The organism is Streptacidiphilus sp. EB103A (assembly GCF_041261405.1).
Lineage (GTDB): Bacteria > Actinomycetota > Actinomycetes > Streptomycetales > Streptomycetaceae > Streptacidiphilus.
This window is the reverse complement of the sequence record NZ_JBGCAQ010000020.1, coordinates 180,937-201,733: the sequence shown is the minus strand read 5'-3', so window position 1 is coordinate 201,733 and position 20,797 is coordinate 180,937. Positions and strand designations below refer to the sequence as shown.

The 20,797-nt window shown below is 72.4% G+C and carries 16 protein-coding genes and 1 tRNA gene; 13 read left to right on the top strand and 4 right to left on the bottom strand.

What is annotated here, in order from left to right; translation table 11 throughout:
* Positions 1 to 97 precede the first annotated feature (97 nt).
* Together ABH941_RS30585 and ABH941_RS30580 are read left to right on the top strand one after the other, a co-directional pair.
* Positions 98 to 532, top strand: a complete 435-nt coding sequence (locus tag ABH941_RS30585) for an ATP-binding protein (protein ID WP_370132816.1) — start codon at positions 98 to 100, stop codon at positions 530 to 532.
* A gap of 240 nt (positions 533 to 772) precedes the next feature.
* Positions 773 to 3,220 carry a sodium-translocating pyrophosphatase gene (locus ABH941_RS30580; RefSeq protein ID WP_370132815.1) on the top strand — a complete coding sequence of 816 codons (2,448 nt, stop codon included), beginning with the start codon at positions 773 to 775 and terminating at the stop codon, positions 3,218 to 3,220.
* 53 nt (positions 3,221 to 3,273) lie between these two features.
* Here ABH941_RS30580 and ABH941_RS30575 read toward each other — a convergent pair whose 3' ends face one another.
* Entirely contained in the window at positions 3,274 to 4,161 is an 888-nt protein-coding gene (locus ABH941_RS30575) for an alpha/beta fold hydrolase (protein WP_370132814.1), read from the bottom strand.
* A gap of 218 nt (positions 4,162 to 4,379) precedes the next feature.
* Here ABH941_RS30575 and ABH941_RS30570 point away from each other — a divergent pair, with 218 nt between their 5' ends.
* From ABH941_RS30570 to ABH941_RS30525, 10 genes are all read left to right on the top strand, one after another.
* Positions 4,380 to 5,093 (top strand): small secreted protein, encoded by a 714-nt coding sequence (locus ABH941_RS30570; protein ID WP_370132813.1) that lies wholly within the window; start codon positions 4,380 to 4,382, stop codon positions 5,091 to 5,093.
* A gap of 25 nt (positions 5,094 to 5,118) precedes the next feature.
* A complete protein-coding gene (locus ABH941_RS30565) occupies positions 5,119 to 6,738 on the top strand; it encodes a methyltransferase (protein ID WP_370132812.1) in 1,620 nt (539 codons plus the stop codon).
* Positions 6,739 to 6,867: 129 nt separating this feature from the next.
* Positions 6,868 to 7,287, top strand: coding sequence for a DUF3592 domain-containing protein (locus tag ABH941_RS30560; protein ID WP_370132811.1), 420 nt, complete (start codon positions 6,868 to 6,870; stop codon positions 7,285 to 7,287).
* A 455-nt stretch (positions 7,288 to 7,742) separates the two neighbouring features.
* Positions 7,743 to 10,619, top strand: coding sequence for a type I DNA topoisomerase (gene topA, locus ABH941_RS30555; RefSeq protein WP_370132810.1), 2,877 nt, complete (start codon positions 7,743 to 7,745; stop codon positions 10,617 to 10,619).
* Positions 10,620 to 10,763: 144 nt separating this feature from the next.
* Positions 10,764 to 14,222 carry a dTMP kinase gene (tmk, locus tag ABH941_RS30550; RefSeq protein WP_370132809.1) on the top strand — a complete coding sequence of 1,153 codons (3,459 nt, stop codon included), beginning with the start codon at positions 10,764 to 10,766 and terminating at the stop codon, positions 14,220 to 14,222.
* A 65-nt stretch (positions 14,223 to 14,287) separates the two neighbouring features.
* Complete coding sequence (locus ABH941_RS30545) at positions 14,288 to 15,520, top strand: DNA polymerase III subunit delta' (RefSeq protein ID WP_370132808.1); 1,233 nt, start codon at positions 14,288 to 14,290, stop codon at positions 15,518 to 15,520.
* Positions 15,521 to 15,595: 75 nt separating this feature from the next.
* Positions 15,596 to 16,648 carry a hypothetical protein gene (locus ABH941_RS30540; RefSeq protein ID WP_370132807.1) on the top strand — a complete coding sequence of 351 codons (1,053 nt, stop codon included), beginning with the start codon at positions 15,596 to 15,598 and terminating at the stop codon, positions 16,646 to 16,648.
* A gap of 50 nt (positions 16,649 to 16,698) precedes the next feature.
* Positions 16,699 to 18,327 carry an alpha/beta hydrolase gene (locus ABH941_RS30535; RefSeq protein ID WP_370132806.1) on the top strand — a complete coding sequence of 543 codons (1,629 nt, stop codon included), beginning with the start codon at positions 16,699 to 16,701 and terminating at the stop codon, positions 18,325 to 18,327.
* A gap of 99 nt (positions 18,328 to 18,426) precedes the next feature.
* The gene (leuE, locus tag ABH941_RS30530; RefSeq protein ID WP_370132805.1) at positions 18,427 to 19,080 is read left to right on the top strand and encodes a leucine efflux protein LeuE; all 654 of its coding nucleotides are present in this window, start codon (positions 18,427 to 18,429) and stop codon (positions 19,078 to 19,080) included.
* A 96-nt stretch (positions 19,081 to 19,176) separates the two neighbouring features.
* A tRNA-Thr gene (locus ABH941_RS30525) sits at positions 19,177 to 19,250 on the top strand.
* Positions 19,251 to 19,331: 81 nt separating this feature from the next.
* Here ABH941_RS30525 and ABH941_RS30520 read toward each other — a convergent pair.
* The gene (locus tag ABH941_RS30520; RefSeq protein WP_370132804.1) at positions 19,332 to 19,700 is read right to left on the bottom strand and encodes a tyrosine-type recombinase/integrase; all 369 of its coding nucleotides are present in this window, start codon (positions 19,698 to 19,700) and stop codon (positions 19,332 to 19,334) included.
* Here ABH941_RS30520 and ABH941_RS30515 point away from each other — a divergent pair.
* Complete coding sequence (locus ABH941_RS30515) at positions 19,678 to 19,836, top strand: hypothetical protein (RefSeq protein ID WP_370132803.1); 159 nt, start codon at positions 19,678 to 19,680, stop codon at positions 19,834 to 19,836. The two genes, ABH941_RS30520 and ABH941_RS30515, sit on opposite strands and share 23 nt — an antisense overlap.
* Positions 19,837 to 19,899: 63 nt before the next feature.
* Here ABH941_RS30515 and ABH941_RS30510 read toward each other — a convergent pair whose 3' ends face one another.
* Complete coding sequence (locus ABH941_RS30510; RefSeq protein WP_370132802.1) at positions 19,900 to 20,430, bottom strand: hypothetical protein; 531 nt, start codon at positions 20,428 to 20,430, stop codon at positions 19,900 to 19,902.
* On the bottom strand, positions 20,427 to 20,768 hold the full coding sequence (locus ABH941_RS30505; RefSeq protein WP_370132801.1) for an aldehyde dehydrogenase family protein: 342 nt from the start codon (positions 20,766 to 20,768) through the stop codon (positions 20,427 to 20,429). Before ABH941_RS30505 ends, ABH941_RS30510 begins: the two co-directional genes overlap by 4 nt.
* Positions 20,769 to 20,797 lie beyond the last annotated feature (29 nt).

Below are 20,797 nucleotides of genomic sequence, written 5' to 3'. Positions count from 1 at the left end.
CCGTTGGTGACAGGCCGTGAGCGGCCTGGTTCGTCGTGACTTCCCGGGGTCCTTCACCGGACCCCGGGCCGGCCTTTCTTCGAAGGGGGATACAGCCATGGCCACCGTCGAACTCCGATTCAGTGCCCTGCCGGAGCATGTACGGACCGCGCGGCTCGTCGCCGCCGCCGTAGCCCGTCGGGCCGGAGTGGACGAGTCCGTTCTCGACGAGGTCCGCCTCGCCGTGGGCGAAGCCTGCTCGCGTGCGGTCGGACTGCACCGGCGCAGCGGGATCGACGACGCCGTACGGGTGAAACTCGTCGAGCAGGAGAAGCGGTTCCTGATCGAGGTCGGCGACGGCGTCCCGGGCGGAGCCGGAGCCGAGGCCGGCTCCCATGCGATCGACGGATCGGCCGGCGAGGACGCCGCCGAGGCGGCGATGGGTCTGGCCGTCATCAGCGGCCTGGTCGACGACCTGGACATCAGCACCGACGAGCACGGCGGTGTGGTCCGGATGAGCTGGCCGGTCGCCATCCACCCGGTGCTGCCCTGACACTGCCTCAGGCGCCCCACCCGTTAACCCCCGTACCATTCCGCGTTGATTGCTGCGCACACCCTGTTTTGATCAGGCCGCGATTCCTAGAATCGCGGCCTGCCGTGTCTGCAACAAGCAACTACAGGCATCACGGAAACACCGTCGGAGAGACACGGCCCCACCTCGCCCGCGCGCCGAGTGGACCAACCTGTCACCACAGCACCGCCCGGCGCACGAGCCAGACGTCAAGGAGGACGAATGGCCGGGCTCATCTTCTCCGGTGCTCCATCGAACGCACTCTCCGCCGCCCCTGCGCCGGTCTCGGCCGTGCTCACCGGCGGCGGCCGCACCATCGTGATCGTCGTCGCCGTCATCGCCCTCGCCGCCCTCGCGGTGGCCTGGCTGCTGGTCCGTCAGGTCCTCGCCGCCGACCAGGGCACCGAGTCCATGAAGCGCATCGCCGCTGCCGTGCAGGAGGGCGCCAACGCCTACCTGGCACGGCAGTTCCGCACCCTGGCGGTGTTCGCCTCGGCGGTGGTCTTCCTGCTGCTCCTGCTGCCGGCCGACAACTGGTCGCAGCGGATCGGACGCTCCGTCTTCTTCCTGGTCGGCGCCGGGTTCTCGGCCCTGACCGGCTACATCGGGATGCGGCTCGCGGTCCGCAGCAACGTCCGGGTCGCCGCCGCCGCCCGCGCCGCCACCCCCGATCCCGACAACCCCGCGACCGCTGGACAGGAGCCCGACATCAGGGCCGTCTCGCACCGGGGCATGCGGATCGCCTTCCGCACCGGCGGTGTGGTCGGCATGATCACCGTGGGGCTCGGACTGTTCGGGGCCGCCCTGGTGGTCCTGATCTACAAGGACAACGCCGCCAAGGTGCTGGAGGGCTTCGGTTTTGGCGCGGCCCTGCTGGCGATGTTCATGCGGGTCGGCGGCGGCATCTTCACCAAGGCCGCCGACGTCGGCGCCGACCTGGTCGGCAAGGTCGAACAGGGCATCCCCGAGGACGACCCCCGCAACGCGGCCACCATCGCCGACAACGTCGGCGACAACGTCGGGGACTGCGCCGGCATGGCCGCCGACCTGTTCGAGTCCTACGCGGTCACCCTGGTCGCCGCGCTGATCCTGGGGAAGGCCGCCTTCGGCGACGACGGGCTGACCTTCCCGCTGGTCGTCCCGGCCATCGGCGTGATCACCGCGGTCCTCGGCATCTTCGCGGTCTCGCCGCGCAGCCGGGACCGCAGCGGCATGACCGCCATCAACCGGGGCTTCTTCATCTCCGCCGGGTTCTCCCTGGTCCTGGTGGTGGCGGCGGTCTTCGCCTTCCTGCCGGGCCGCTTCAGCGACCTCAAGGGCGTCCCGGACGCGATCAGCCAGCACAGCGGCAACCCCAGGGTCTTCGCGCTCTCCGCGGTCGCCATCGGCATCGTCCTGGCCGCCGTGATCCAGCAGCTCACCGGCTACTTCACCGAGACCACCCGGCGCCCGGTCGTCGACGTCGGCAAAAGCTCGCTCACCGGCCCGGCGACCGTCGTCCTGGCCGGGATCTCGCTCGGCCTGGAGTCCGCGGTCTACTCCGCCGTCGTCATCGGCGCGGCCGTCTACGGGGCCTACCTCCTCGGCGGCGGCTCGCTGATCCTGGCCCTGTTCGCGGTCGCCCTGGCCGGAACCGGGCTGCTGACCACCGTCGGCGTGATCGTCGCCATGGACACCTTCGGACCGGTCTCGGACAACGCCCAGGGCATCGCCGAGATGTCCGGCGACGTGACCGGCGCGGGCGCCCAGGTGCTCACCGAGCTGGACGCGGTCGGCAACACCACCAAGGCCATCACCAAGGGCATCGCCATCGCCACCGCGGTACTGGCGGCGACGGCGCTGTTCGGTTCCTACACCGACGCGATCGCCACCGCCGAGGCACAAGTGGGCCCGGCGGCGCACGGCCTGAGCCTCAGCCTGGACATCTCGCAGCCCCACAACCTGGTCGGACTGCTGCTCGGGGCGGCCGTGGTGTTTCTCTTCTCGGGCCTGGCCATCAACGCGGTCTCGCGTTCGGCCGGTTCGGTGGTGTTCGAGGTGCGGGAGCAGTTCCGCACCAAGCCCGGCATCATGGCGGGCACCGAACTCCCGGACTACGGGCGGGTCGTGGACATCTGCACCCGGGACGCCCTGCGGGAGCTGGCGACCCCGGGCCTGCTGGCGGTGTTGGCCCCGATCGCCGTGGGCTTCCTGCTCGGCGTCGGCTCGCTCGGCTCCTACCTGGCCGGGGCGATCGGCGCGGGCACGCTGATGGCGATCTTCCTGGCCAACTCGGGCGGCGCCTGGGACAACGCCAAGAAGCTGGTGGAGGAGGGCAACCACGGCGGCAAGGGCAGCGCCGCCCATGAGGCCACCATCATCGGCGACACGGTGGGCGACCCGTTCAAGGACACCGCGGGCCCGGCCATCAACCCGCTGCTCAAGGTGATGAACCTGGTCTCGCTGCTGGTCGCGCCGGCCATCGTGAAGTTCAGCTTCGGCGCCGACGCCAATGTGGGTCTGCGGGTCGGCATCGGGGTGTTCTGCATCGCGGTGATCGTGACCGCGGTGTGGATCTCCAAGCGGCGCGGCATCGCCGTCGGCGCGGAGCCGACCGAGGCCGTCGCCAGGGTGGTCAAGCAGGGCGACGGCGACGGGGAGAGCACGCACACCCCCTCCGCCGTCGCCTGACGGTCCCTCAACCGGTACCGGTACGGGTACCGAAGCCGAGACGCCGTCGCCGCCTACGCCGGGGCCTGTGCCCGCCTCGCGTTCGCGGCGATGGCGTCGGCGATTTCCGGCCAGAGCGGCTCCGGCAGGTTGTGCCCCATGCCGGGGATCACCAGCAGCTCGGCCCCGGGCACGGCTTTGGCCGTGGCCTCGCCGCCGCTGCGGTCGACCAGCGGGTCGTCCGCGCCGTGGATCACCAGCGTCGGCAGGTCCAGCTCACGCAGGCCGGGGGTGCGGTCCGGCGAGGCCACTATGGCCGCGAACTGCCGCCCGAACCCGTCGCCCCGGCTCTGCCGCTCCAGCGCGGCGGCGACCCGTTCGCGCAGTTCCTCCGGGTCCTCCGGGTAACCGGGGGAGCCGATCACCTGCGAGGCGGCCACCCCCACGGCTATCGCCTCCTCACGGTTCTCCGGGCGGGCACGCATCAGCACGGCGCCGGCCTCGGGCGTGGACTTCCCGCTGACCCGGTCACCTGGAAGGGACATGATCGAGCAGAGGCTGAGCAGCCGCTCCGGATGGTCGACGGCAAGCTGCTGGACGATCATCCCGCCCATCGAGGCGCCCACCACATGGGCCCGGTCCACCCCGAGCGCGTCCAGCAGTGAGACCGCGTCCAGTGCCATGTCGGCGAGCAGGTAGGGCGCGCTGGAGGGGTCGCCGTGCAGGATCGCCCCCAGGTCCGGCTGTGGCCCCGCGTCCATGAAGGTGGACAGCCCGGCGTCCCTGTTGTCGAAGCGGACCACCCGGAAGCCGCGTGCGGCGATGGTCTCGCACAGCTTCTCGGGCCAGGCCGTCATCTGCGCCCCGAGGCCCATGACCAGCAGCAGGAGGGGGTCGCCGGGGGAGCCGAAGGAGTCGTACGCGAGCTCGACGCCCTGGGCGTTCGCAGCGGTACGGGGCATGGGTCCGACCTCCGAAGGGTTGATGCTGACAGACCGACTGGTCGGTACGGTAGCCGGGCATCCGGCAGGAGGACAGGGGAGCGACGCCGGCAGCATTCCCGCTTCCCCGGCCCGCGAGTCCCAACCCCCTGCCAAATCTCCATGAATCACCTCCTCCTGGCAGCCCGCGCCCGCCCGCCGTGTAGGTTCCCAAGGACCCGTGTGATGGAGAGGACCCCGTGGTGACGAAGAAGTGGCTGAGGCTCGCGGCCCCCGCCGCCCTGATCGCGCTGGGCGCCACCGCCTGCAGCAGCGGCAACGGGGCGAAGCTGGACGCCTGGGCGAAGACGGTCTGCGGTGGGCTGCAGGCGCCGGTGCAGCAGTCGAACACCGCGCGCGCCGACACCGGGGCGGTCAGGTCCGGGGAGTCGCCCAAGGCCCTGCAGGCCCGGTTGGCCGCCGACTTCGGCACGCTGGCCGGCGCCAACACCAGTATCGCCCAGGCCGTGCAGCAGGCGGGGGCGCCCGCGACGGACAACGGCGCGCAGACGCAGGCCGACGCGGTCACCGAGCTGAACCAGGCGGCCGGCGGCTACACCAAGGTGCAGCAGACGATTCAGGCCCTGCCGTCGGGCGACCAGGCCAAGTTCGCCGCCGGGCTGAAAGGCGTCAGCGACCAGGTGCAGCAGCTCGCCGAGCTGTCCACGGCCGCGCTGCAGAAGTTGCAGACCGGTGACATGGGAACCGCGCTGGCCAAGCAGCCGGGGTGCAAGAGCGTGAGCACGACGTCCGCGGTCGGCGGTGCGGGCACAGCCACCGGCTCGGCCACGGACGGGACCTCGTCCATACCCTCGGCCAGTACGTCGGCCTCCGCCTCGACTGCCACCTCGGCCTCGGCCTCCGTCAACCCCTCGACCTCCGTCAAGCCCTCGGCTTCCGGGTCGGCCCACTGACCCTTCCCCGGGGGACAATGTCCCTGTGACAACCAGTACCGGTACCAGCAACAGCACCGCCGCCCCGCGCCCCGCGTACGACCCCGGGCTCGCGGCCCGGCTCCGCGCGGCTTTCCTCGCTGCGGACTTCACCGCCGACGGGTGTCTGGACCTGCTCGGCGCGGCCGCGTACTCCGCGCTCGCGCGCAGCGAGACCGTGCCCGCGCTCCGGGCCACCGGCGGTGGCAGCGCGCGGGAGACGCTGCTCCGGCTGTTCCTGCTGCAGCGCCCGGTGCCGTACCCGGCCGCGGCCGCCGCGCTGCCGGTCGAGGACTGCCTCGCGGGCGGCTGGCTGGTCCGTACCGGTGACGAGGTCGCCGCCACGGTGGACGTGCGCCCGTACGCCGCCGAGATCGCGGGCCGGGCGGACAACGGCGGCACCGCCGACGCCTGGATCGTCTCCGACCTGGGCTGCGCCGTCGGCGGGGCCGGCGGCATCGGCGCAGGCGGCGACCATGGCGAGGTGCCCCGGTCCGAGCTGGTGCTGGGCGTGGGCGGCGCGTCCACCACGCTGGCGAACATCACCGTGCGCCGGGCCGTCCGCCGGGCGCTCGACCTGGGCACCGGCTCCGGCGTGCAGGCCCTGCACGCCGCGCGTCACAGCGCCCAGGTCGTCGCCACCGACGTCAACCCCCGCGCGCTGCACTTCACCGCGCTGACCATGGCCCTGTCCGGGCTGCCCCAGGTGGAGACCCGCCAGGGCAGCCTGTTCGACCCGGCGGACGGCGAGACCTTCGACCTGATCGTCTCCAACCCGCCGTTCGTCATCTCCCCGTCCGGGCGGTTCACCTACCGCGACGGCGGCATGGCCGGGGACGAGCTGTGCCGCAGCCTGGTCGCCGGCGCCGGGCGGTACCTGGAGCCCGGTGGCTACTGCCAGCTGCTGGCCAACTGGCAGCATGTGCGCGGCGAGGACTGGCGTGAGCGGGTGTCCGGCTGGATCGCCGGCACCGGCTGCGACGCCTGGGTGGTGCAGCGCGAGGTCCAGGACGTCACCCAGTACGCCGAGCTGTGGCTGCGCGACGGCGGCGACCACCGCGATTCCCGGCAGGCCTACGACGCGCGCTACGGGGAGTGGCTGGACGCGTTCGAGGCGGCCAAGGTCGAGGGCGTCGGCTTCGGCTGGATCACCCTGCGCAAGCCGTTCGCGGCCGCGGACGCAGAGCCGGGACGCCGTCCCATCGTGCACCTGGAGGAGTGGCCGCACACCGTGGAGCAGCCGCTCGGCCCGCACATCGAGTCCTGGTTCGCCCGCCAGGACTTCCTGCGCACCCATGACGACGCCGCCCTGCTGGCGACCCGCTACCGGCTCGTCGGGGAGGTGGTCCAGGAGCAGGTCGGCGCCCCGGGCGCGGAGCACCCCGAGCATGTGATCCTGCGTCAGAACCGGGGCATGCGCCGGGCCACCAAGGTCGACACGGTGGGGGCCGGCTTCGTCGGCGTGTGCGACGGCGAACTGACGGCCGGGGAGATCCTGGACGCCATCGCCGCCCTGATCGACGAGGACCCGGTGCTGCTGCGCGACCGCACTCCGGAGCAGATCCGGATGCTGGTCGAACAGGGCTTCCTGGAGCCGCTCGGCGCCTCGGAGGACGCGGAGGCCTGACCCTCCGTTCACCGCAGCGCCGCCCGGCGTACGCCGAGCGTGCGCCCGGAGTTGCCGGGCCACTGCCAGTGTGACGGTCGTATGAATCGACGGCCGGTGCATTGACGACTGGGCAGGGCGGGAAGCTGCGTGGGTACTCCACTGAGCGTGTTCACCGGGGCGTGGTTCGCCCTGTTCGGCGCCGGGGTGCTTGTCTGGTGCGCCGGTGAGGTCCGGATCCGCCGCCGGCTGCGGCGCGACGGGGTCTCCGGGATGGCCAGGGTGCTGCCCGACCCGGAGGCAGCCGAGGACCATGCCGACACCGCCCCGGTGCTCGGCTACCTGGTCGACGGCCACGGCGAGGTGGTGGCGCGTCCGCGCGGCTGGACCACCATCCGCCGGACCAGCGGACTGACCGTCGACTCGCTGGTCCCGGTCTTCTACGACCCGGTCTGTCCGGAGCAGGTGGCGGTCGAGGGCGGGGGACAGTCCCGCAGCGATGTCTTCTGGCTGCTGCTGGGGCTGGTTTTCGCCGCCGCCGGCGTGGCGCTGTTCGTCGGTGCGTTCTAGGAGGGTCAGGACGGTCCCCGGCAGGTCGCGGTACCAGATCGGCCTGCCCCGGTGCGGCCGGATGGCCGCAGAACACGCCGAAGGTGGACCCCTGTCCGACAGGCCGAGCTGACGCAGTCCTATCATCCGGCTTGTCCGGTCTGTCCGTCGCCGGTCAACCTGCGGGTGGTTCGGCGACCCTGTCCCCGGGCCGCCGGAACAGCTCCGACCAGGCGTTCTGTACCGCTGGTGAGCTGCCGCGGGCCCCTTTCGGCCAGGCTTTGGCGGCGATCTGCACGGCGGGAACCCCTGCCGTCGGGTTACCGTTCGATGGGCGTCGGTCGGACGGCGCAGGCAACAAATCGGGATTCGTCCGTTTGACAAGGGGGACCTGAGTGCGGTCACACTCCGCTCTCAGGGCTTCATCGACGCGAGCGGCCCCACCACCCCCACTCGACCGGGAGAGAAGAGCGAAGGTGTCCCCGACCAACAAGACCGCACGCGAAGGTCAGCGACTCGTGATCGTCGAGTCGCCGGCCAAGGCGAAGACGATCAAGGGCTATCTCGGCCCCGGATATGTGGTCGAGGCGAGTGTCGGGCATATTCGCGACCTCCCCGGCACGGCCGCCGAGGTGCCGGACGGCTACACCGGCGAGGTGCGCCGGCTCGGCATCGACGTCGAGCACAACTTCGAGCCCATCTATGTCGTCAACGCCGACAAGAAGTCCCAGGTCGCCAAGCTCAAGTCGCTGCTGAAGGATGCCGACGAACTCTTCCTCGCCACCGATGAGGACCGCGAGGGGGAGGCCATCGCCTGGCACCTCCAGGAGGTGCTGCGCCCCAAGGTGCCGGTGCACCGCATGGTGTTCCACGAGATCACCAAGGACGCCATCCAGGCCGCCGTCAACAACCCGCGCGAGCTGAACCAGCGCCTGGTCGACGCCCAGGAGACGCGCCGCATCCTCGACCGCCTCTACGGCTACGAGGTCTCCCCGGTGCTCTGGAAGAAGGTCATGCCGAAGCTCTCGGCGGGCCGGGTCCAGTCCGTGGCGACCCGCCTGGTGGTCGAGCGCGAGCGCGAGCGGATCGCCTTCCGCTCGGCGTCCTACTGGGACCTCACCGCAGTCTTCGAGTCGGGGAAGGGCACCCAGGGCGGCGACCCCGGCACCTTCGGCGCCCGGCTCTCCGCCGTGGACGGCCGCCGGGTCGCCTCCGGCCGCGACTTCGACTCGCTGGGACAGCTGAAGGCCGCCTCCGCCCAGGCCCAGGTGCTGCACCTGGACGAGGACGCCGCCCGCACCCTGGCCGCCGCCCTGGCGGACACCGCCTTCCGGGTCCGCAGCGTCGAGGCCAAGCCGTACCGCCGCTCCCCGTACGCGCCGTTCCGCACCACGACCATGCAGCAGGAGGCCGGACGCAAGCTCGGCTTCGGCGCCAAGCGGGCCATGGACGTGGCGCAGAAGCTGTACGAGAACGGCTTCATCACCTATATGCGTACCGACTCGACCACGCTGTCGGAGACGGCGATCGGCGCCGCCCGTGCCCAGGTCGAGCAGCTCTACGGCCGCGAGTACCTGCCGGACGTGCCCCGGGTCTACACCGGCAAGGTCAAGAACGCCCAGGAGGCGCACGAGGCGATCCGCCCCTCCGGCGACCGCTTCCGCACCCCGGCCGAGACCGGGCTGCGCGGCGACGAGTTCCGGCTCTACGAGCTGATCTGGATGCGCACCGTCGCCTCCCAGATGAAGGACGCCGTCGGCCAGTCCGTCACCGTGAAGGTGGCCGGCACCTCCACCGACGGTCGTGACGCCGAGTTCTCCGCCACCGGCAAGATCATCACCTTCCACGGCTTCCTCAAGGCCTATGTCGAGGGCCGCGACGACCCGGACGCCGAGCTGGACGACCGCGAGCGCCGGCTGCCGCCGGTCGCCGAGGGCGACGCCCTCAGCGCCGAGGAGATCGAGCTCGACGGCCACGCCACCAAGCCCCCGGCCCGCTTCACCGAGGCCTCGCTGATCAAGGAGCTGGAGGACCGCGAGATCGGCCGTCCCTCCACCTACGCCGCGATCATCGACACCATCGTGGCCCGCCGCTACGTCTTCAAGAAGGGGACGGCGCTGGTGCCGTCCTTCCTGGCGCTGGCCGTGGTCCGGCTGCTGGAGGAGCACTTCGGCCGCCTGGTCGACTACGACTTCACCGCGAAGATGGAGAACGACCTCGACGGCATCGCCCGCGGCGAGGCCGAGTCGGTGCCCTGGCTGCGCCGCTTCTACTACGGTGAGGCGGCCGAGGGCGCCGCGGCGTCCTCCGCGGCCGACGCCGGCAACGGCGACGGCGACCACCTCGGCGGCCTCAAGGAACTGGTCACCGACCTCGGCGCGATCGACGCCAGGGAGATCAGCTCCTTCCCGGTCGCGGACAGCGGCATCATGCTGCGCGTCGGCCGCTACGGCCCCTACGTGGAGCGCGGCGAGCAGCGCGCCGACGTCCCCGACGAGCTGGCCCCCGACGAGCTCACCGTCGAACTGGCCGAGGAGCTGCTGGCCAAGCCCAGCGGCGTCCGCGAGCTGGGCCAGGACCCGGTCAGCGGCAACGAGATCGTGGCCAAGGACGGCCGCTACGGCCCGTACTTCACCGAGGTGCTGCCCGAGGGCACGCCGAAGACCGGCAAGAACGCGGTCAAGCCGCGCACCCAGTCGCTGCTGTCCACCATGGACCTGGACACGGTCACCCTGGAGGACGCGCTCAAGGTCTTCGGCCTGCCCCGGGTGGTCGGCGCCGACGCCGACGGCGTGGAGATCACCGCGCAGAACGGCCGCTACGGCCCGTACCTCAAGAAGGGCACCGACTCGCGCTCCCTCGAGAACGAGGAGCAGATGTTCACGGTGACCCTGGACGAGGCGCTGGCGATCTACGCCCAGCCCAAGGCGCGCGGACGGGCCGCCGCCAAGCCGCCGCTGAAGGAGCTGGGCGTCGACCCGGTCAGCGAGCGTCCGGTGGTGGTCAAGGACGGCCGCTTCGGCGCCTATGTCACCGACGGGGAGACCAACGCGACGCTGCGCCGCGACGACAGCGTCGAGGAGATCACCCCGGAGCGCGGCTACGAGCTGCTGGCCGAGAAGCGCGCCAAGGGTCCGGTGAAGAAGACCGCCAAGAAGGCTCCGGCGAAGAAGGCCCCCGCGAAGAAGACGGCGGCCAAGAAGACGACGACCACGGTCAAGAAGACCGCCGCCAAGACGGCGGCGGCCAAGACCGCGGCCAAGACGACCACGGCTGCCGTCGCCAAGAAGGCCCCGGCGAAGAAGGCCCCGGCCGAGAAGGCATCCGCCTCCGCCTCCGCCTCGGCCGAGTAGCGGCTCCCGCGCCCTAGGGCGGCCCTGTCCCGCACGGGACAGGGCCGCCTGGTGCGTGGCGCTGGGGTCACAGATGTGTCATGACCCGGTGCTCTTCCCGTGGACGTCCGTTCGGTGTCCGGCCCTCCGGATAGGCTGACGCACATGACCAGTGCGGAGCAGCCCATCGAACCTGTCGCGACAGCGCCGCTCACCGTCGTCCCCGGCGGGAGCCTGGCCGAGCGGGCCGGCGCGCTGCTGCGCGTGCGCTCGTACCAGAAGCTGTGGCGCACCCAGCTGCTGGGCGCGGTCGGCGACCGGCTGGCGCTGCTGGTCCTGGTGGTGCTGGTGGTCCAGGTCGCCGTGACCGGGTCCTCCTCCGACCAGGTCTACCGGCACGCGCTGCTCGGGATCGCCGCCGTGCTGGGCGCGCGGCTGCTGGCGTCGCTGGCCGTCGGGGTGCTGCTGCTGGGGCCGGCGCACCGGCTGCTGGACAAGGCCGACCGCCGCTGGATCCTGCTCGGGACGGACGTTCTGGGCGCCGTGCTGATCGGGGCGGCTCCGTTCTGGACGGTGTGGGTCCACTCCACCGCCGTGATCTGGCTGATCGTCACCGCCTTTGTGCTGGGCGCCGTCGAGCGTTTCGGTGCGATCGCCCGCGAGGCCGTGGCGGGCCGGCTGCTGCCGTCCGCGGCGCCCGGCGTCCCGACGGTGGACCAGGGCCCGGTGCTGCGCCACATCGACCGGCGGACCGGCTATGCGGCGCTGCCACTGGCGGCCGCCGCGCTGGCCGGATTCAGCCTGATCGAGAACGGCATCGCCTCGGGCGGCAACTGGCTGGGACACCACGTCGGCACGGTGTCGGCGTTCGGCGCCGCCGGCTTCCTGGTCGCCGCCGCGGTGCTGCTCTACCTGGAGGAACTGCCGAGCGTCCCCGCCGGTTCGACCGCGCCGCGCTCCCCGCTGGCGTCGCTGCGCGCCCCGGCCGACGTCCAGGGCGGCCGACCCGGTCAGCCTGCTCAGCCGGGTCAGCCCGCCGAGCCCGTCGGGAAGGCCCCCCGCGGCCGTACCGGAAGTTCCGTCCTGTTCAGCTTCTCCGTCGCCGGGGCCGTCGCCGCGATGGCCTCCGTCGTCGCCGTCGCCCTGCCGCACGCCTACGACCTCGCCGCGGGACCGGTCGGCTTCGGGCTGCTGGTCCTCGCCGCCGGAGCGATGCCCGCCCTCGGCGCGCACCTCGCGGCCTCGGTGCTGCCGGTCCTGGGCCGCCGCCGGCTGCTCCCGCTGGCGCTGGGCACCACCGCGCTCGCCCTGCTGCTGGCCGGGCTGGTCCCGGACTTCGTGCTGGCCCTGGTCCTGGTGAGCGTCGCCGGACTGGCCGCCGGAACAGCCGTACGCACCGGCCGGGTGCTGCTCGACCTGGAGACCGAGGAGGTCCGGCAGCCGCTGGTCGCCGAGCACCTCCAGGCGATGATCAGAGTCGCCGCCGCGGCGGGCCTGCTGGCGGGCCCGCTGCTGGCCGCGGCCTTCGGACGGCAGACCGCCGGATCGGTCGACTTCGACCACGGCGGCGCGGGCCTCGCGCTCGCGGTCGTCGGCCTGCTGCTGCTGGTCCTCGCCGTCGTCCTGTTCCTGCGCACCGACGACCGCCGCGCCACCGCCTCGCTCAGCCGGGACGTCTGGGACGGGCTGCGCGGCGGCCCCAGGACCGCTCCGCACCGGGCCGGAACCGGCTACTTCATCGCCCTGGAGGGCGGCGACGGCGCCGGCAAGTCCACCCAGGCGCAGGCCCTGGCCGAGTGGATCCGCAGCAAGGGCCACGAGGTCGTGGTCACCCGCGAGCCCGGCGGCAGCGCCATCGGCCAGCGGCTCCGCGCGATGCTGCTGGACGTCGGCAACACCGGCATCTCGCACCGCGCCGAGGCCCTGCTGTACGCGGCGGACCGGGCCGAGCACGTCGACACGGTGATCCGCCCCGCGCTGGAACGCGGCGCCGTCGTCATCACCGACCGCTACATGGACTCCTCCGTCGCCTATCAGGGCGCCGGCCGCGATCTGGCGGGCAGCGAGGTCGCCAGGATCTCGCGCTGGGCCACCGACGGGCTGGTCCCCGACCTGACGGTGCTGCTGGACCTCGACCCGGTCGCGGCTCGTGAGCGCTTCACCGAGGCGCTGGACCGGCTGGAGTCCGAGCCCGAGGACTTCCATGCCCGGGTGCGCTCGGGATTCCTGGCACTGGCCGCCGCCGACCCGGTGCGCTACCTGGTCGTCAATGCCGCGCAGCCGCCCGCCGCCGTCAGCACCGCGATCCGGCACCGGCTGGACCGGGAGCTGCCGCTGTCCGAGCAGGAGCGGGTCGCCCGCGCCGAGCAGGAGCGGCTGGCCCGGGAGGCCGAGGAGCGCAGGCTCGCCGAGGAGGCCCGGGCCAAGGCCGAGGCCGAGAAGGCGGAGCGGGAGAAGCAGGCGCTGCTGGAGCGGCTTCGCATGGAGGAGGAAGAGAAAGAGAAGGCCCGCCAGGCCGAGGAGGACCGAAAGGCCGCCGAGGTCGCCCGCCTCGCCGCCGAGGAGGCCCGCCTCGCCGCTGAGGCGGAGGCCGCGCGCAGGGCGGCCGAGGACGAGGCGCGCCGCGAGGCCGAGCTGCGGGAACGCCGCCGGGTCGAGGCGGAGGCGGCCCGGCTGGCAGAGCTGGAGCGGCAGCGCGAGGCCCGCCGCGCCGAGGAGCGCCGCCGTGCTGAGGACGCGCTGCGCCGCGCGGAGGAGGCCAGGCTCGCCTCCGCGGCGGCCGAGGCGGCCACTGCCGCCGAGGCCCGTGAGGCGGAGACTCAGGAGGCGGAGACCCGCGAGCTGCCGATCGCGAGGCCCAAGGCAGCAGGTTCTGACGATGCGACAGCCAAGTTGCCGGTTGTCAGCGATACGAAGCCCGGCACTGCAGCAGCCGTCGAGCCCGAAGAGCCGACTCAGGTCATCAGCGAGGAGGAGCGCGCCGAGGCGGTCCGCCGCGCCGAGGCGATCGACGCGGAACGGGCAGCCGCGGCTGCGAAGTCGGCCCCGCCGAAGCCGGCGACACCCCCGGCGGCCCCGCCGAAGCCGGCGACCCCGCCGACAGCCTCCGCTTCTGCAGCGGCCGACGAGACCACGGTGCTGCCGCAGGTCACCGAGGACCCGCAGCCGCGCCGGGGACGGGCGGTCGTGAAGCCGCCCGCTCCCGAGGCGCAGCCCGCTCAGGAGGAGCAGACCGCAGTCCTGCCGCAGGTGGACGACCCGGAGCGGACCCGCCAGCTGCCCAAGGCCTGGCGGGTGGCCAAGCCGCGCAGTGACGAGAGCGTCCAGGACAAGGTCCCCGACTGGCTGTTCCGTCCCGAGGACGGCGGGTCGCAGCCGCCGCCCGCGCCCCCGGTGGAGCGCACCCGGCAGATGCCCGTCGTCGACCCGAACGCGCCGGCACCGCAGCCCGGCCGCTATGACTGGGCCGAGAACACCCCGCTGGACGACCTGCCCAGCCTGACCGACGAGCTGCTCGGCTCGCGCGACGAGTGGTCCCAGTGGGACGGCCGTGAGCCGGAGGCCGGGGGCGGCCGCGAGGCCGGGCCCGAGGACGGCAAGGGCACGGGTCCCGGCAGGAAGTGAGCGCTGTCGGTGCCGCCCGTTAGGCTCGTGCCACAGCAGTCGGGCACGACCGGACCGGAGACATCGTGAGCGTGTGGGACGACCTGGTCGGCCAGGAACAGGTGGTGGAGCAGCTCGTCGCCGCCGCCAGGTCGGCACGGTTGGTCCTGGAGGGCGGCCGGAGCAGCGGCGCGGAGGAGCAGGCCGCGCCCGCCGCGGCCGGCACCACGGGAATGACGCATGCCTGGCTGTTCACGGGGCCGCCCGGCTCCGGCATGGCCACCGCGGCCCGCGCCTTCGCCGCCGCGCTCCAGTGCACCTCGCCGGATCTGGAGCTCGGCGGGGTGCCGGGCTGCGGCTTCTGCGAGGGCTGCCACACCGCGCTGATCGGCAGCCACGCCGATGTGGAGTCGGTGCGCACGGACGTTCTCAGCATCGGCGTGAAGGAGACCAGGGAGCTGGTCCGCAGCGCGTCGATGTCCCCGGCCGGCGGCCGTTGGCAGGTGATCATCCTGGAGGACTCCGACCGGCTCACCGAGGGTGCGGCCAACGTCCTGCTCAAGGCCATCGAGGAGCCGGCGCAGCGGACGGTGTGGCTGCTCTGCGCCCCGTCCGTGGAGGACGCGCTGCCGACGATCCGCTCCCGCTGCCGGCTGCTGGTGCTGCGGACCCCGCCGGTGGCCGCGGTCGCCGACGTGCTGGTGCGCAGGGACGGCATCGAGCCGGGGATGGCGGCCTTCGCCGCCCGCGCCGCCCAGGGCCACATCGGACGGGCCCGCAGGCTGGCGCTGGACGCGGGAGCGCGCGAGCGCCGGGCCGAGGTGCTGAAGCTGCCGCTGCGCGTTGCCGACCTCGGCGCCTGCCTGGCCGGCGCGCAGAGCCTGGTCGACGCGGCGGCCGCGGACGCCAAACAGGTCGCCGAGGAGGTCGACGCCAAGGAGACCGAGGACCTGCGGGCCGCCCTGGGCGCCGCGGCCGGCGTCGGTGGCAGGATGCCGCGCGGTACGGCCGGGGCGATGAAGGAGCTGGAGGACCGGCAGAAGCGCCGGGCCACCCGCACCCAGCGGGACAGCCTGGACCGGGCGCTGATCGACCTCTCCTCCTTCTACCGCGATGTGCTGGCCGTGCAGTTCGGCGCCGCGGGCGAGCTCTCCAACGAGGAGATGCGGGCAGCCGTGGAACGGGTCGCCGGGGAGTCCCGTCCGGAGGGGACGCTGCGCAGGATCGAAGCCGTCCTGGCCTGCCGTACCGCGCTGGAGCGCAATGTCGCCCCGCTGCTGGCCGTCGAGGCCATGGCGGTCGCGCTGCGCGCGGGCTAGGAGGCGCTGCTTCCTTCGGGTGACACTTGGCGTCCTCGGTGATGATTGCCGCGCGAGGCGGGGGATGGCCACTGGATGATCTTGTGGTGGGCGGGTTTGGCGCTGTTCGGAGTGGTGGCCGCGGTGTGGGCGGGGGGAAGCGCCCTCGCTGCCTGGCGTGAACAGCAGGCCGGACTGGTGTACGAGTTGACGCCCTGTTACCGGGGCACGGCTCTGCGCGGCGCGGCGGCCGTCGTGGCGCTCGGCTGCGTCTGCGCGGGCGGCGTCGCGGTCGGGCTGTCACCCGCAGGCGCCGGGTCGGCGGTGGCGCGCCCGTTCCACGCCGCGGCCGCGCCCGTCCACCCGCAGAGCCCCACCCCCCGTACGCCGGCCGGCGCACCTGCACCTGTGGCCTCGTCCGTCGGGCTGCTGATGGTGGGTCACCCCTCGGGCGGCCAGCTGTTGGAGGGCGCGCTCCCCGGAGTCCCCGGGCGGCTCAGGGTGTGGCTGCCGAAGCAGTACCCGGGACACGCCGCGCCGCTCCAGGTCCTCCTGGTACGCACCCTCCCCGCCCAGCTCGGATCGGTCCTCGACGGCCTGCAGAGCGCCGCCGAGCTGGGCCGTGCCAACCCCTTCGTCGCGGTCGCGCCGCTCGCGGACTGCGACCCCGCCGCGTATTCGCCGGCCGAGCAGCTGCGCCGGGCCCTGGCCGCCCGCTTCCACGTCCGGAAGGACGCCCAGGGCTGGGCGCTGCTGGGGCTGGGCGCCGGCGCACCCTGCGCGGTGGCCGAGGAGCTGGCGCGCCCGGCCCTCTTCACCGCCGCGGCCGGACTGTCCGGACGCTACGAGGCGCTGCTCCCGCTGCGCGGACCGAGCGTCACCGCACCCGGGACCGCCCATCTGCTGCTCGCCGACACCGCCGCCGACACGGCGGGCCAGCAGTCGACCGCGCGGCTCCGCGGCGCTCTGGCGGCCCGTCCGCACACCGACCTGCGCACGGTCGCCACCGCCCAGGACTTCTCCCCCGAGCGGGAGCGCTTCCGCCTGGTGCGCCAGGGCGCCGGGTATCTGACGGAGCTTCTGGCCGCGTCCGGGCAGGCGGCGACGCAGGTGACAGGGCCGACACCAGGGCAGGGAACAGCGCGGTGACTCTCAGCATCGAACGGTACCCTCTGCGTGCAGAGAGAGTTGAGGTTCGGATGAACGTAGTACGGCGGTTCGCCACAGCGACAGTGCTGTCCGCGAGCCTGGTCGTGGTGGCCGGGTGCAGTTCCCCCGCGCCCGCTCCTCCCCGCAGCACCGGCGCAGGCTCGGACGCCGCCTCGTCCGCCGCCGCGTCGACAGGCTCCGCGTCAGCCGGCGCAGCCACGTCGTCCGCTCCGGTGCTGGAGCCGCTGTCCGCCGCGATCCCGGCCGACCTGCAGCGCTACTACAGCCAGAAGCTGACCTGGACCACCAGCGGCTGCGACGCGGGCTTCCAGTGCGCCACGATGAAGGTCCCGCTGGACTACGCGAACCCGGGGTCGGGCTCCGCCGACATCTCGCTCGCGGTGGTCCGGCGCAAGGCGACCGGCCAGGGGTCCCAGCACCTCGGATCGCTGCTGGTCAACCCGGGTGGCCCGGGCGGCTCCGCGATCGACTACGCCGAGTACGCGGCGACCAGCTTCCCGACCGTGATCCGGAACGCGTACGACATCGTCGGAATGGACCCGCGCGGGGTCAACCGGAGCACCCCGGTGACCTGTCTGACGAACCAGCAGATGGACGCCTTCACCGCCACCGACACCACCCCCGACTCGCAGGCCGGGATCAACACCCTGCTCGCGGCCGACAAGACCTTCGCGCAGGGCTGCGAACAGCACTCCGGCGCGCTGCTCGGACATGTCAGCACGGTGGAGGCGGCGAAGGACATGGACGTCCTGCGCGCCCTGCTCGGCGACGCCAGGCTCAACTACCTGGGCAAGTCCTACGGGACCTTCCTCGGCGCCACCTACGCGGGGCTGTTCCCGTCCCGGGTCGGCCACCTGGTGCTGGACGGCGCAATGAACCCCTCACTGGACGCGCTGCAGCTCGACAGCCAGCAGGCCGGCGGCTTCGAGACGGCGTTCAACGCCTTCGCGGCCGACTGCGTGAAGCAGAGCAACTGCCCGCTCGGCTCGACCACCAAGCAGGCCGGGACCAGGCTCGACGCCCTGTTCCTCTCCTGGGACAAGCATCCGCTCCCCACCGACTCCCCGTCCCGGCCGCTGGGCGAGGCGCTGGGCACGACCGGTGTGATCTCCGCCATGTACGACCAGGGGCAGTGGCCGATCCTCCGCGCGGCGCTGACCCAGGCCGTGGCCGGCAACGGCAGCGGGCTGCTGGCCCTGTCCGACCAGTACTACGAGCGGTCCGCCTCGGGCCAGTACCAGAACCTGATGGCCGCCAACGCCGCGGTCAACTGCCTGGACCTGGCCCCGGCGGCGACCACGCCGCAGGAGGTGGAGCAGCAGCTCGCCACCTACCAGAAGGCGTCCCCGCACTTCGGCACGACGCTGGCCTGGTCCGGCCTGTCCTGCGCCTCCTGGCCGGTGAAGCCCACCGGCGAGCCGCACACCATCCCGGCCAAGGGCGCGGCCCCGATCCTGGTCGTCGGCACCACCCGCGACCCGGCCACCCCCTACGCCTGGGCCCAGGCCCTGGCGGCCCAGCTCGACTCCGGGACGCTGCTCTCCTTCAACGGCGACGGGCACACCGCGTACGAGCGCGGCAGCACGTGCGTGGACAACGACGTCAACACCTACCTGCTGACCGGCGCCACTCCGGCCAAGGGCACCATGTGCGACTAATCGGGTACAAGTAAGGACCCATTTGGTGCCACAATCCTTTCATCGCACCAACCTGTGGTGCGGTGCTCCAATCTTTCGGAGAGGGACGAGGCGGCAGGCATGTTCGGAGTTGTCCACTACGGCACCTACGCTGTCGGCGCCCTGCTGATCGTCCTTCTCCCAGGGCCCAACTCGATGTACGTGCTCTCGGTGGCCGCCCGCCGCGGCGTCCGCACCGGCTTCCGTTCGGCCTGCGGGGTGTTCATCGGGGACACCACGCTGATCCTGCTCACCTCTCTCGGCGCCGCCTCCCTGCTCAAGGCCACCCCGCTGGTCTTCGACGTGGTAAAGCTGGTCGGCGCGGCGTATCTCGTCTACATCGGCTACGGCATGCTCAAGTCGGCCCGGCAGATGTGGCGCGAACGCAAGGCCGACGCCACCGCCCCCGAGGCCGCCCCCCTGGACGAGCGCGAGCGCCCGTTCCGCCGGGCGCTGGTGATCAGCCTGCTGAACCCGAAGGCGATCCTCTTCCTGCTGTCCTTCTTCGTGCAGTTCGTCGACCCCGGCTACGGGCAGCTGGCGCTCTCCTTCGTGATCCTGGGCGCGACGCTCCAGCTCTTCAGCGTGCTCTACCTCACCACGCTGATACTCGCCGGCACCGCCCTGGCCAACGCCTTCCGCCGCCGTCGCCGCCTCTCGGCCGGCCTCACCACCGGTGTCGCCGCCCTCTTCATCGGCTTCGCCGCCAAGCTCGCCACCGCCTCCACCGGCTGACCCGCCCCGCCACCCGCGACCCCCGAAACCCCGTAAGGATCACCCCTGCGGACTGTGTAGACTAACCCCCGTTGCCGGTCACAGACCGTCGACATCGCCGCCTTAGCTCAGTTGGCCAGAGCAACGCACTCGTAATGCGTAGGTCTCGGGTTCGAATCCCGAAGGCGGCTCAGCCTGTGGCCTGCTGCTTCCCGTCGGAAGCGGCAGGCCGCTTTTTCGTCCAGTGGCAGTTCTAGTTGCAGTAGTCATGATCAACCCCATAGCGCGTCACCCATCTTCGAGGCCGCATCCGCAGCGAGCGGAGAGGCGGCGTGGGTGTAGTGGGTCATCATGCGCATGGACGAGTGACCCAAGATCTCCATCACGACACGGGGGCTGATCCCGAACTCGATCATCAGCGTCCCTGCAGTGTGCCGACTGTCGTGCACCCGGGCGTCCCGGAGGCCGGCCGCGGCGAGGATGTCCTTCCACTCCTCCCAGCCGGCGCGCGGGTCGATCAGCTTCCCGTCCGCCTGCGCGAACACGAGATCGTGCTCCTTCCACAGCTCCCCCGCCACCATGCGCTCACGCAACTGCGCGGCACGGTGCGCGGTGACCGTGAGGCTGATCGACCTGGACAAGAACAGCAACGTGATCGCCGAGCATGTCGGCGCCGGGTCGTCGGCGGAGGTGGACTTCTGGGTGCATCGCCATCAGGTGCCGTGGGATCGGGTTTCCGCGACGGATGCTGCGCGGGCGGTCCTGGGTCGGCGCTGACCCAGGGCGGCAGTGTGGCGCGCGCCTCCCCTTGGTAGCGAGCGCGCGCCGACATCAGGGTACTCAGCCGCCGTTGGTGTCGATCCAGCCGCCGTTGATCGGGTCCTGCGAGATTTCGCACTGCGCGATGTTGTAGCCCCCGTTGGCGGTGGCCTTGGACACCACCTTGCCGTTGACCTCGATCTGGCACGACGCGGCGCCGCCGCCCTGGAGTTGCACGGAGATGCTGGCGTACTGCGGGGTGCCGAGCTTCTTGGTGATACTCATCGGCACGTGGCCCTGGCTGCTGGACCCGGCGGGCCCGTACTGGACGTCGGCGCTGCTGCTGCCGGTGACGACGTAGGTGATGGTGTCGGCCGCGGCCGGCGCTGCTGCGGCAGTGGTTGCGGGTGCTGCTGCGGCGTGGGTGGCCGCGCCGGCTGCCGGGCTGCTGCTGGCCGTAGGCGTGTTCTTGCCCCCGCTCATGGCCGACGCGATGCCGATGACGGCGACGATCGCGACGACGCCGAGGCAGCCGATTCCGGCGCAGCCTTTCGCTTTGGACTTCTTCGCGGGTGCTGCGGGTGCGGGCTGGCCGTACTGAGGCGTGGTCATGGCGCTGTTCCCCCTGAGGTGGTTGACGGGTCGTCAGCGTTCCAGGGTTGTGAGAGGTGTGTGCACAGCGTTACTGAATGGTTACTGCCCCACTTGCCGGGGTGGCAGCCCCCGATCCGAGCCGGACAGGAATGCACTACCTCGCATCTCGCCCTGTGGCAGAAGACCGGGCGGCGGGACGGCTCGGCGACGGCGGTGGCCCGCCGCACCGAACGGGAGTGCACAGCCACTGCCAGGCCGTATGCGGTGTCGTTCGCGATCTCGACTGCCTCGGTGTCGGTCCGGAACGGAACGATGGGGGCGACGGGCCCGAAGATCTCCCCGGCGAAGGCGGGCATGGTCCGCCGGGGCGGAGTCAGCCACGGTG

What these genes read in the sequence shown, in the direction of transcription:
- ABH941_RS30585 (WP_370132816.1), top strand. Translation starts at nt 98, where the DNA reads ATGGCCACCGTCGAACTCCGATTCAGTGCCCTGCCGGAGCATGTACGG.
- ABH941_RS30580 (WP_370132815.1), top strand. Translation starts at nt 773, where the DNA reads ATGGCCGGGCTCATCTTCTCCGGTGCTCCATCGAACGCACTCTCCGCC.
- ABH941_RS30575 (WP_370132814.1), bottom strand. Translation starts at nt 4,161, where the DNA reads ATGCCCCGTACCGCTGCGAACGCCCAGGGCGTCGAGCTCGCGTACGAC.
- tmk (WP_370132809.1), top strand. Translation starts at nt 10,764, where the DNA reads ATGACCAGTGCGGAGCAGCCCATCGAACCTGTCGCGACAGCGCCGCTC.
- ABH941_RS30540 (WP_370132807.1), top strand. Translation starts at nt 15,596, where the DNA reads ATGATCTTGTGGTGGGCGGGTTTGGCGCTGTTCGGAGTGGTGGCCGCG.
- ABH941_RS30535 (WP_370132806.1), top strand. Translation starts at nt 16,699, where the DNA reads ATGAACGTAGTACGGCGGTTCGCCACAGCGACAGTGCTGTCCGCGAGC.
- leuE (WP_370132805.1), top strand. Translation starts at nt 18,427, where the DNA reads ATGTTCGGAGTTGTCCACTACGGCACCTACGCTGTCGGCGCCCTGCTG.
- ABH941_RS30510 (WP_370132802.1), bottom strand. Translation starts at nt 20,430, where the DNA reads ATGACCACGCCTCAGTACGGCCAGCCCGCACCCGCAGCACCCGCGAAG.
- ABH941_RS30505 (WP_370132801.1), bottom strand. Translation starts at nt 20,768, where the DNA reads ATGCCCGCCTTCGCCGGGGAGATCTTCGGGCCCGTCGCCCCCATCGTT.